The sequence below is a fragment of the Chryseobacterium bernardetii genome (assembly GCF_003815975.1).
Taxonomy (GTDB): domain Bacteria; phylum Bacteroidota; class Bacteroidia; order Flavobacteriales; family Weeksellaceae; genus Chryseobacterium; species Chryseobacterium bernardetii.
The window spans coordinates 1,622,769-1,635,730 of sequence record NZ_CP033932.1; the positions used below are offsets into that span (position 1 = coordinate 1,622,769).

The following is a 12,962-nucleotide window of genomic DNA, read 5'->3' on the forward strand; positions in this document are numbered from 1 at the left end:
TCATGAAACAGTTCGGAATGATATTGATGTTTTGGGGAGTTGTCATGAATGCCCAAAACAGGAAAACAGCAAAAGACAGTATTACGTTTGTAGATAAGGTAGAAGTAAAAGGCAGTAAAAAGAAGATGGAAACGGATATGAAAATGTCAGTTTCCGTGGACGAATTTCTGGCCTCTTCAGACAAAATAAGTTTTATAAAACGGGGAGCATATGCATGGGAACCCTTACTCAATAACATGAGTACGGAACGTTCAGTTGTTACGATAGATGGAATGCGTATTTTTGGTGCCTGCACGGATAAGATGGATCCTGTGACTTCTTATCTGGAGAGCAATACTCTTTCATCAATTGATATAAAATCAGGCCAGGAAGGAAGCTCACATGGTGCAACTATAGCCGGAAGTATTGATCTGAAAAGAAAAAGTACCCCTTTTGGCCTTGAAAAAAAATGGAATGGCACTTATCAGACAGGTTTTGAATTCAACAATAAACAGTTTTTCAATCTTGGAAATATTTCCTATTCCGGGAAGAAACTCGTTGTGGATGGAAGTATTTCCTTTCGGAAGGCAGGAAATTATGATGACGGAAATAACAAAGAGGTCAATCATTCACAATATAATAAATTCAATACCGGAATTGGAATAGCTTATAAAACAAGTCCTTTATCTTCAGTAAGAATAGATGCCATTTTTGATATGGCAAAAAATGTAGGGTTTCCTGCATTACCTATGGATTTATGGCTTTCAAGGGCGATGATTACATCTGCTTCCTACAGACAATTGTTTAAAGAAAGTCTGATCAGATCCTGGGATACCAAAATCTATTACAATACCATAGAGCATTATATGGATGATACAAAACGTCCTGAAAATCTTGTACACATGGATATGCCGGGCTGGAGCACTACTTATGGATTGGTTTCATCAGTGAGTCTGAAAAAAGAAAAGTATACCTCAGCCATAGAACTCAATATGTACAATAACACGTCCATTGCAGAAATGCGGATGTATCCACAGGATAGAAAGAACAGAACAATGTTTGCTTACAGCTGGCCCTGGGTAACCACCCGTTTTGCAGGGATTTCAATGAATAATAGCTGGGAGATATCAGATAAAAGCAGGTTGAGCTTTGGAGTGTCTTTAGGGCTAAATTATAACGAGTCCAAATATGTAGAGTTCAACTGGATTTTTCATCCGGGAGCACCTCAGCAAAAAACAAGGATTCTTCCCGGTTTACATGCAGGATATCAGTTTACGGAGAACAATTTTAGTTTTTCTGTAGGTACGGGGTATGGGCACAGGGCACCTTCGGTTTCGGAAGGATACGGATATTATATCTACAACAGCTTTGACAGATATGATTACATCGGAAATCCTGATTTAAAAAATGAAATTTCCTACGAAACCAATGCCGGTGCAGGTTTTAAAAATGAAAAAATGAATATTGAAGCCAAAGTAAATTATTTCTATATTCAGGATTACATCATTGGGAAAATCTTAAGCCTGGGAAGTCCCATGAATTACCAATCGGTAGGAGTGAAGGCGTATACTTCGCTGGATCATGCAATACTCTTTAATATGGCTTTGAATGCCGGGTACAGCATTTTACCGGAATTACATTGGAAAGGTACTTTAACATACGCCCGCGGAAGAGATGATAAAGGGAAAAACCTGCCTTTTATCCGTCCCCTGAGCTATTTGACTTCTCTACATTTTACCCATCAGAATTTTGGGGTTCAGACCTCTGTAAACGGAGATTTTATCCAGCGTAATTACAGTCCGGAATATGGAGAAGACCAGACACCAGCGTATGCAATATGGAATTTCTCTGTGAATTATACTTTCAACATCAAAAAACTTAAAACCGTTTTTCAGGTAGGCGCAGAAAACCTGTTAAACACATATTACAGCACCTATGCAGATTGGGGAAATATCCCAAGAATGGGCCGTAATATTTATACTTCTTTAAAATTTAATTTTTAAGAACAACAACTTTAATTAAAACAATACTAAAATTTTTACAATGCAAAACTTTAAAAAATATCTACTATTATCCGCTTTTTCATTAGGTGTAATTTCCTGCCAGAATAGTGATGACAGCCCTGTAGCGAACAATGTAACCCTTGAATTCAATAATACATTTAAAAATACAACCATTGTTCTGGGAGGCTCTGGTTCTGCTGCTGCCACCACAAATATTTCTGCAGAGGGACAGGTTCATCATTTTTCAGAATTGAAGTATGTAATCAGCAACATTCGTCTGATCAAAGCAGATGGTAATGAAATTCCTTATAAAATTAATGATCTGGATCAAGGGGCAGCAGTGATAGACCAGTCGAAACCTGAAACACTTCGTTATATTTTAAGCAACATACCAGCCGGAGAATATAAAAGGATCAAATTCGGATTGGGAGTAAAAAGAGATCTGAATGTGCTGGATCAGGTGAGGTTTCCAAAGTTCTATGCAACCGCAGGAGCTAATGATACGCAAATGATGTGGGAATGGGGAGCAGGGTACCGTTTTACCAAAATAGAAGGTTTCTACGGAACGGATAACAAACAGATGTCTATCCATACAGGAAGTACCATCAAAGGATCTGAAGGAAACTTCACCCAGGGAGTAGATGCCTACAGGGATGTTACTTTAGACCTGCCTAAAAATGCAATTGTAGATAATAGAACTCCTAAAATTACTGTTAAGGCAGATTTTGATAAACTGCTGACGGGTAAGGTCAATACCATTCTATTGGTTACCGGCACAGGATCAGATGGTAATGCCACTCCGAATATTCATACAGCCAATCAAATGGTAAAGTTTGTGGATAACCTGGGCGGAAACGGTTCCAGTGATATTTCAGGGATGTTTTCTGTAAGTAGTGTTGAAAACTAGATTCATCTCAACTGTAATGGAAAAGGGACTAAGCATTTTAGTGATTTTTATACTGTTGATATCTTGTAACAACGATCATTATGAGCCTGCAGCAATTGATAATCCACAAGTATCACTTACTATTCCTTCGGGATTTCCGGAACTTAATAAGTCTGTGAATTCCAATAGACCTACAAAATATGGAGTAGAGCTGGGGGAAAAATTATTCAATGACAAAAGGTTGAGTTCAGATAATACCGTCTCATGTTCAAGCTGTCATATTCAGGAGAAAGCCTTTGCTGATAATAACACTCAGGCAATGGGTATTCAGAATAGAGTAGGACTACGGAATGTACCGGCTGTTCAGAACATGATGTTTATGAAGTTTTACAATTGGGACGGGAATATTCTTCAGTTGGAAAGCCAACCGATGATCCCTATTATCACTCATGAAGAAATGGGTTCTTCTATTTTGGAGGTAATTGGTAAAATAAAGGATGATCTCATGTATAAAGATTTATTCAGAAAAACATTTGGGGACGAAGCCATTACTCCTGAAAGAATTTATAGAAGTATTGTACAATATGAATATACTTTAGTTTCTGCCAATAGTAAGTATGATAAAGTAAAGCGAAATGAAGGAGTGATTTTTACAGAGAATGAAGCCCAGGGATATCAGACCTTTCAGCAGAAATGTGCAGGCTGCCACAGTACAGAGCTTTTTACTGATCAGAGTTTCAGAAATATTGGATTTCCTGTAAATTCTAATACCAATGAAGCCGGACGCGGAAGAGTGACAGGCTTGCCGGAAGATTATATGAGTTTTAGAGTTCCCTCGTTAAGAAATGTAGAATATACAGCTCCTTATGGAAGCTTCGGACAGTTTCCCTCTCTAAGAGCTGTTCTTGATTATTTTGATAAAGGTGTTCTGGATGCAGATAACCTTGATCCTGTTCTTAAAAACAACGGAAACAGAATTCCTCTCACAGAGCAGGAAAAGATCAATCTTATCTTATTTATGAAAACCCTAAGTGACCGGGATTTTGTAAAAAAATAATCCCTTTAAAAAACAGAATATTAAAAACCGACTGTTTGAATCCCGTTACATTCTAACGGGATTTTTCATGTTTACTGGTTGATAATCATTTTATTCTGCATCACATTGTATCTGGCGGGAATTTTATATCTTTGTCGGAATTTGGTGAGCCGTAAAAAGCTCTTAAAAGGGAATCCGGTGGAAATCCGGAACAGACCCGCTGCTGTAAGCTCCGCACCAAAGTTTTTGAAAAATAGATCCACTGTTTCTAAAAATGGGAAGGATTTCAAAAATGGAGTAAGTCAGAAGACCTGCCAGAATATATAAACGTTTGACGCTTTCGTGGAATAAAGCTTAGGACTACAATGATTCTGTGCAGTAATGCTGTGCTCAGTCATTGCTTTTCTTATATCCATTAGCGTCATCATTATCCCTGAATGAGCTAATGGTGGCAAAACTAACTACATCTCAACTTCATAAAGTTGTTTTCACAATATGTGTGTTAACATCACAACTCCTGTTTTCTCAAACCCGGAAAAAAGACAGCATTAAGGGAGAGGCCATAAAGGCGGTCAATATCTACAAAAAGAGCTTTAAAGAAATCCTCCCAGCCCAAACTTTACAGGGTGAAGAGCTTGAAAGGCTAAATAGCCACTCCGTTGCCGATGCGTTGAGGTACTTTTCAGGAGTTCAGATCAAGGATTACGGCGGAATGGGTGGTTTGAAGACTGTCAATATCCGGAGTATGGGCAGTCAGCATGTAGGCGTTTTCTATGACGGAATTCAATTGGGAAATGCCCAAAACGGGCAGGTAGACCTGGGAAGATATTCTCTGGATGATCTGGAAGAAATTTCATTGTACAACGGGCAGAAGAGTGAGATTTTCCAACCTGCGAAAGACTTCGGATCATCAGGATCAATCTATTTACAGCCCAAAACACCAGTATTCGCAGGAAACAGGAAAACCAATCTTACCATAAGAGCCAAAAGTGCTTCCATTGATTTATTTAATCCTTCTTTCCGGTTAGAACAGAAGATTTCCAAAAGAATTGCAGCAAGTGTCAGTGCAGAATTTCTCCAAAGTGATGGTCTTTACAAATTTCGTTATAGCAGAAAATATCCCAATGGTGCAACCGCTTCTGATACCATTTCCAAAAGATATGATTCCGATATTAAAGCAAAACGTTTTGAAACATCTGTCAATGGAACTCTGAACAACGGAAGCTGGAACATCCGCGGTTATGGTTATATTTCAAACCGTGGTATTCCGGCACCTATTGTGAAAAACCGTTTTAAAGCAAGAGGGGCGAGAATGCTGGATGAAAATTATTTTGTACAGGTCAATTTCAGAAAAAAACTGTTTCCTAAGTTTGAAACACAGCTGAAGGCTAAGTTTGCTTATGACTACACTTATTTTAATGATACGGTAAGGTCTCAGGCCCAGTATCAAGCAAAAAATACTTATATCCAAAGGGAAGTTTATCTTTCTTCTTCCAATATATATTCAGTAAATTCCAATTGGGATGTGAGTGTAAGTGGAGATTTCCAGTACAATAACCTGGATGCTGACTTGAAAAACTTTTCTTATCCTACCCGTTACACAACCCTGGTTGCATTGGCTACTACCTATCAGTGGAACAGATTTAAATTCTTAGGAAGCCTGTTAGGTACATTTACTTCAGAAAAGGTCAAAATGAATTTCAAACCTGATGACAGAAGAGAATGGACACCCGCTTTCTTCATGAGCTATCAGCCGGCTTCAATCCCTGAACTTACCCTTAGAGCTTTCTATAAAAACATTTTCAGGTTACCCACTTTTAATGACCTGTATTATACCAGTGTTGGCAATACTTTTCTGAATCCGGAATTTACCCACCAGTATGATGTAGGTTTTACCTATCAGAAAAAATATGATAAGTCTTTAATCAAAGGAATCTATGCAAAAGTAGATGGGTATTATAACAAAGTGACAGATAAGATTGTGGCCATCCCAACAACCAATATGTTCCGCTGGATGATGCTTAATCTTGGGAAAGTTGAAATTATGGGAGCAGACGTAAATCTTCAAACAGAATTAATGCTTGGGAAGGTGAAACTTAGGCCATTATTGGCTTATACTTACCAGAGTGCCCAAGATAAAACAATCACTAAAGGATTTAAAGAAACCTATTATGGAGAGCAAATTCCTTATACACCAAAGCACAGCGGATCTTTTACCCTGATGGCAGATTACAAAGACTGGAGCTTTAATTACAGTACAATCTATGTGGGTGAAAGATATGATGGACAGCAGGATAATATCCGCTATAATTATATTCAACCCTGGTATACCCACGACCTTTCTGTTCAGAGAAAACTAAGCCTTGCCGGGCATCCTTTTAAAATAAACCTTGAAATGAACAACGTTTTTAATCAATATTATGATGTTGTACTCAACTATCCCATGCCGGGAAGAAATTTCAGACTCACTTTAAACTTTACACTATGAAGAAGCTAAACCTGTGTTTTTTATTTTTTGTATTTATTTTTCTTATTTCCTGCCGTACAGATGATACGGTTATTCCCATGGAAGTAGTGGAGGGGCTTAACCCTGTTGAAAAAACAACCATAAAAGGATTTTATGTACTGAATGAAGGGAATATGGGAAGTAATAAATGTACCCTTGATTTCTTTGATTATACCAAAGGAACCTATTTCAGAAATATCTATTCCGAAATCAATCCGAACGTTTTGAAAGAGCTGGGAGATGTTGGAAACGATATCAAAATCTATGGAAGCAAAATGTACATTGTAGTGAATGTTTCCAATACTATTGAAGTGCTGGAAGCGAAAACAGCCAAGCATATCAAATCCATTTATTTACAAAACTGCAGATATTTAACCTTTAAGGATGGAAATGCTTATGCCAGCAGCTATGCCGGCCCTGTAGACATCAATCCATTGGCTCCCAAAGGAAAAGTAGTGGAAATAGATACCCTATCCCTGTCTATCAAAAGAGACGTAACCGTAGGATATCAGCCTGAAGAAATGGAAGTTGTAGGAAATCAGCTGTTTGTAGCCAATTCCGGAGGTTATATGGTTCCGGATTATGACAGAACCGTTTCAGTAATTGATCTGAACACTTTTACAGAAAAGAAAAAAATTGATGTCGCCATCAACCTTCACCGTCTTAAAAAGGACAATTACGGAGATTTGTATGTAACCTCAAGAGGAGATTACTATAACGTTCCTTCCAATTTATATCTGGTGGATGCCGCTACAGGAGCCATTAAAAAAGATTTTCATATTGCAGTGAGTGAAATGACCATCGTGAATGATAAACTGTATTACTACGGAAACGAATTCAACTACAATACCCATTCCTACGTAAAGACTTATGGAATTATAGATGTAAAGACAGAGCAGGTTATTTCCAACAGGATTATTGATAAGGAATATGAAGATATTATTAAAACACCATACGGGATTGCTGTAAACCCTGTAACAGAAGACATTTATATTACAGATGCCCGAAACTATGTATCCATGGGATTTGTATACTGCTTTGATAAAAGCGGACATTTTAAATGGAAAACAGAAGGAGGAAATATCCCTGCCCACTTCGCTTTTTTATACAACTAAACAAAACTGATAGACATGAATAAAAAAACAATTAAGTATGTAACAACCGCGCTTTTATCCCTTTTTTTAGCGGGTATGGTAGCCTCTTGCCAAAATGATGATGAAGTGGCAGCAGTTCCTACAGATCCGGAAGTAATTCCTCCTTCATTTAAATTAGATACCGCGTATACCATTGAACGTTTCAGAGTATTGAGTATTCCTACCAATATTTCCGGAAAAGTTACCTGGAGCATTAAAGACTCAATTATTTCCGAAAATGCTGAGCTGGAATTTATCAGTACAAAGGCCGCTACTTATCCTTTGACATTAAAGGTGGGAGCTAATAAAGTATTTCAATCCAAAATTGTAGTAACTAAAGAAGCAGGAACCTTTAGTAAATATATCTCCAAAGTATTTGATTTTCGTCCGGCCGTTGGCCAGTTCACAAATGAGATTCCTGAATATGAATTAGGCAATACCGAAGCAGATATGCTTAAGAAAGTGAACGGATATCTTGTAGGATCTAATCCATCAATGGTAAGCCTTGGCGGATATGGAGGTTATGTTGTATTTGGTTTCGATCATACCATCCCTAATCTTGAAGGGAGAGACTTTAAGGTGTTAGGAAATGCATTCTTTGGAAACTCTGCCAATGACCCCCGCTCCGGAAACTGTGAACCGGGAATTATAATGGTAGCCTATGATAAAAACAAAAATGGAAAACCCGATGATGACGAATGGTATGAAATTGCAGGGAGTGAATATTTTAAAAATGAAACACTGAAAAATTACAATATTACCTATTTCAAACCTGATGAAAATAAAACCCCTGTTCCGGGAAATGATAGCTGGCAGACCGATGTAGAATACATCAAATGGCAGGATAATATCGGGAATGCAGGATTTAAAACAAAAATGGCCTTCCATACACAAAGCTATTATCCATTATGGTTATCAGGTGCTTCTTATAGCTTTTCAGGAACCAGGCTTAAAGATAATTATTACGATCAGAGCGGGACAGGAAACTATTGGGTAGGAAAGTCTTATGACTTTGGTTATGCAGATAATGCTCCGAATAATGATGAAGCATCCAATATTGACATTTCCTGGGCTGTTGACCAAAACGGAAAATATGTAAGACTTCCGGGTATCGATTTCGTGAAGGTTTATACTGGTGTAAACCAGGAAGCAGGATGGCTGGGTGAAGTATCCACAGAAGTAGCAGGAGCTTACGATTTACATTTCAAAAAATAATACGTAACATATAAAATAAGTAAGAATGAAAAAGTTTTATCTTTTTACCATACTTTTTCTGTTCGCATTTTTCACAAATGCCCAGATAAAAGTACAAGGAGTGCCCCGGAATGATATTTCGGTAAATACTCCTTTAACAATCACCAATACTACTGCCAATATCAGTTTTTCAGATATTCAGTATTGGGTAGGAACCGGTTCCAATCAGGCAGCATTTGTAGTACAATGGAATGACAGCAAGAATCCTGATGCTCTGGTATGGGGATTCAGATGGGACGGAAATGCTACAGGAGAAGATATGCTAAAGGCAATTGCTAAAGCAGACCACAGATTCTTTAGCCTGCTGTATCCGGGAACTCCATACGGAACAGCTGTAGGTGGGCTTGGGTTTGATCTGAACGGGCAGGATTCCAACGCACTTATTAAGAATGGTAATGCAACATATCCGTTGTATCCTGTAAATGGTATTGTAACAACTACAGCTTATGACTTTGATGATTACACCGCAAAAGATGTAAATGACCACTGGAAATCAGGATGGAATGATGGGTTCTGGTCTTATTTGGTGAAAGATCCGGCAGATCCTGATTTTTCTTCTTCAGGTTCCGGATCTACAGGACGTATTCTTCAAAACGGATCATGGGATGTATGGAATTACAGCCCTGCTTTTCAAACTCCTCCCATAGCTACTTTAACACCAGTTTCCCCTTATGTTGGTACTACCAATTTTACCAATGGATTTTTTATGGTCAATGAAGACTGGTTCGGGCATGGCAATGGTTCTGTTAATTTTATTGATAACAATGGGCAGATTAACTATCGTGCTTACAGCAGTGTAAATAATAACCATGCCTTTGGGGCTACTACATCACACGGAACAATTTATGGAGATAAATTCTATTTTGTTTCCAAACAGGCTGCTGATGGTGGAGATACCCAGTATACACCAGGTGGGAGATTGGTAGTGGCCAATGCAAAAACTTTACAGAAAATTGCAACATTTAATACTATTGGAACTGCAGACGGAAGATCATTCCTTGGGGTTAATGAACATAAAGGATATATCGGAACCTCTAAAGGAATCTATTTATTTGATATTGATAATCTGCAGATAGGAGGATTGATCAACGGAACAGGTACAGCACAGATTGGAAATATGATCCGTACTTCAAAATATGTTTTTGCAGTAAATCAAACGGCAGGAATTCAGATTATAGATCCCAATACGGATGCAATTATTAATACTATTGCAGGTTCTTTCCATTCTATTGTTCAGGCTAAAGACGGAAGTATCTGGGCTATTCAGAGCCAGAAACTGGCCAATATTGATCCTGCAACTTTTGCAGTTCAATACTATAACATTCCAACTTCAACCTATTCAGGTTCATGGGGAGCCTGGAATGCAGGAAGCTTCACAGCAAGTAATACAGAGAATACATTGTATTGGATGAAAGCAGGAAATCAGATCGCAAAATTTGATGTTACCGGAAAAGTATTTAATGAAACATTTATTACACTACCGGGACAGACGGGAACTTATAAACAAATTCCTTACGGCGCGGCATTACGTGTAAATCCGGCTAATGGAAATCTTGTTGCCAATACTACAGAAAGCGGATTTGGCGCTCATTTCCAGAAAAACTGGATTCACACCTTTAATGCAAGCGGTACTCTTATTGATACCAAGGTCCTGAATGATTATTATTGGTTTCCTTCAGTAGCAGTTTTCCCGGATAATACAGCCCCGGTAATAAGCAATACATTCCCGTCACAGGTTACAGCATCCGGTATTACTGCTATTGACCTGAAAACATTGGTTTCTGACGAAGACAGTTTTGGATCTTCTATTGTAAAGACTATTAAATCAAATAGCAACCCGTCCGTTGTTTATGCTGATATCAACGTTAATGAAGAACTGGTACTTACTCCGGTAGGTTCTGGAACAGCTGATATTGTAATCAGTTTCAACTCAAATGGAAAAGTGGTGGAAAGAGCACTTAAAGTGACCAGTATTACTTCTACATTAGCAACAGCAGAGGTAAAAAAGATAGAATTCAGCATTTATCCAAACCCTGTTACAGATCTTCTGTATATCAAAACACAGGAAAAAGTGGTAAATGTAGCTCTTTATGATGTTTCAGGTAAACTTCTTAATATCCAGTACAACAACGGGCAGGTAAATGTAAGTATGCTGCCAAAAGGAATGTACATTCTAAAAGCAACAACCGATAAAGCTGTATACCAGCAAAAACTGATTAAAAATTAATTTTAGCATAGCTAATTTTTGTTTCACTCTGATCCGGCCCAGAAATTGGCCGGGTTTTTTGTGGCAAAACCGAACGTTTTTTTGTACTATCAGAAAAAATGATAAAAATTTTATGTCTTTTATTCAAAAGCTTATAGAGTATTTGTGATAAAAAATCAAGACTTGAACCCGTTTCGGTATTGAGGCTGTAGAATGCATGTAGAGTGCCTGAAGGGCGATGAATACTATAACTGTTGTATCTAAGATGTACCTGTTTTTTTGGAATTCGGGATGCTGAAAATATACTTTTGCTACAAAATCAAACCAAATGAAATACAGAAAAAATTATTTATTACCCTTGATATTCTTTGTGAATATTTTGTTCTCTCAGGTAGGTATAGGTACGGCCAACCCCAGAGGTGCGTTAGACATCAATAAAGAAACCATCAACAATATGGGGTTGGTTCTTCCTACCAATGCAGATCCTAAAAACATGATTAACCCCAAAGGTGGCGATGTTGCCATAGGAACTATTATGTATGATTCCACATTAAGCTGTGTGAGAGTGTTCAAACCTACAGGATGGTCCAATTGTCTCTGTGATCAATGTGGCCCGACACCCAATCCTGTTTTTACTTTAGACTGTTCCAGTGGGACTCTTAGCGGTACTTTCACCGCAGGAACCCAAGCAAACGGTACGAAAATCATTAATTATACTAATGCAACAGGACAGTCTTATTCTGCCATATCAGTTGCCTCTTCAGGAGTTTCAGGGCTTATAGCTTCATCTTCTGCGGGAATCCTGGCTAACGGAAGTGGAAGCATCTCTCTTAGTATCTCAGGAAATCCAGCTTCTTCAGGGATTGCGTCATTTACAATCAATATCGCAGGTCAGTCCTGTAGTTTTTCTGTCAATGTAAATGCAGGCGTGATTCCTAAAAGAGTCATCTTATCTTTAGGAGGTGGAATGTATACTCCTAATCCTGGAAATACAACAGCACCTACAACAATATTACAGTCATCAGCAAATTTTGGTCCTACGGGAACTGTTCCATCACAGGGATTTGACATTAAAACTGTAGGCACAGCAGCTGGAAATCTTGCTACAAATATAGCCACATACAATCCATACATAATTATTTTCACATGGGATTATTCTTCTAATGCGGCAGATGCGGTAGCTCTCAAAAATTATTTGGATAAAGGTGGAAGAGCAATGATTTTCTTACAGCAGGCACAACCTAACCAATTATTGAATCAGATATTTGGGGGAACCACTACCAATAATGCTGCTACCGGAACCGGCCTTGTAAAGCCGATAGCCAATCTCAGCCATCCTGTCCTTAATGGTCCATTTGGAGATGCAAGAGGAAAGCTGGTAGGAGATGATAATGATGATTCCAGCTCTTATACCAATGCGAATATCAACAGTTCTAATGTCGATATTTTATCTACAAATAATGGGCAAGTTGTGGGTTTTGTCCATAAAACCTATAAGCTATTCTTCTGGGGTGATGGCGGATTTCCTCTTGGAGCAGTAAATAATACCTCTACAGTATCCTATCCGGCAGGGATAGATGCTTCCGGCAAACCTATTCCAAAAACTAATTTCGGTATCGGTACATCATCTTCATCAGCTGTGTACAACAGTATTTTATATGCCAATGCCATAGCTTGGATGATGCAGTAAATAAAGATTAACATTCCTATTAATATTTGTTTGGAGCACTGGAAATCTTAAAACAGTTTTGGTTTAACATTACAAGTCTATTTTAAATTTGTATACAAGTGCAGATAAGGCGGGTTTTATTACCTGCCTTATTTTTGTATTGTTTTTCAATAGACTTTTTACAACTCTATATAAATATTTATGTAGAGCTTCGGCCTGCTAATCAATGTGTTTTCATGTGTTGAGCTTTGGTGGTTATTTTAAATAGAATGATAAAAAAAAGCGGCAGG

Annotated in this window: 8 protein-coding genes and 1 riboswitch; all 8 genes read left to right on the forward strand. The window is 38.0% G+C overall.

Translation table 11 applies throughout. The features are described from left to right. Window positions 1–2 precede the first annotated feature (2 nt). Window positions 3–1,982, forward strand: a complete 1,980-nt coding sequence (locus tag EG339_RS07445; protein WP_123869660.1) for a TonB-dependent receptor plug domain-containing protein — start codon at window positions 3–5, stop codon at window positions 1,980–1,982. Window positions 1,983–2,022: 40 nt separating this feature from the next. After that, window positions 2,023–2,889 carry an MbnP family protein gene (locus EG339_RS07450; RefSeq protein WP_123869661.1) on the forward strand — a complete coding sequence of 289 codons (867 nt, stop codon included), beginning with the start codon at window positions 2,023–2,025 and terminating at the stop codon, window positions 2,887–2,889. A 16-nt stretch (window positions 2,890–2,905) separates the two neighbouring features. After that, window positions 2,906–3,925, forward strand: a complete 1,020-nt coding sequence (locus EG339_RS07455; RefSeq protein WP_123869662.1) for a cytochrome-c peroxidase — start codon at window positions 2,906–2,908, stop codon at window positions 3,923–3,925. Window positions 3,926–4,050: 125 nt separating this feature from the next. Beyond that, window positions 4,051–4,237, forward strand: a riboswitch (cobalamin riboswitch). A 112-nt stretch (window positions 4,238–4,349) separates the two neighbouring features. Continuing rightward, window positions 4,350–6,392, forward strand: a complete 2,043-nt coding sequence (locus EG339_RS07460) for a TonB-dependent receptor plug domain-containing protein (RefSeq protein ID WP_123869663.1) — start codon at window positions 4,350–4,352, stop codon at window positions 6,390–6,392. Then, complete coding sequence (locus EG339_RS07465; protein ID WP_123869664.1) at window positions 6,389–7,525, forward strand: YncE family protein; 1,137 nt, start codon at window positions 6,389–6,391, stop codon at window positions 7,523–7,525. The genes EG339_RS07460 and EG339_RS07465 overlap by 4 nt, the downstream gene beginning before the upstream one ends. A 15-nt stretch (window positions 7,526–7,540) precedes the next feature. Beyond that, window positions 7,541–8,758 carry a cell surface protein gene (locus EG339_RS07470; protein WP_123869665.1) on the forward strand — a complete coding sequence of 406 codons (1,218 nt, stop codon included), beginning with the start codon at window positions 7,541–7,543 and terminating at the stop codon, window positions 8,756–8,758. Between the two features lie 25 nt (window positions 8,759–8,783). Further along, window positions 8,784–11,024, forward strand: coding sequence for a DUF5074 domain-containing protein (locus tag EG339_RS07475; RefSeq protein ID WP_123869666.1), 2,241 nt, complete (start codon window positions 8,784–8,786; stop codon window positions 11,022–11,024). A gap of 307 nt (window positions 11,025–11,331) precedes the next feature. Further along, window positions 11,332–12,693: a hypothetical protein gene (locus tag EG339_RS07480; protein WP_123869667.1), complete on the forward strand. Its 1,362-nt coding sequence runs from the start codon at window positions 11,332–11,334 to the stop codon at window positions 12,691–12,693. Window positions 12,694–12,962: the final 269 nt, after the last annotated feature.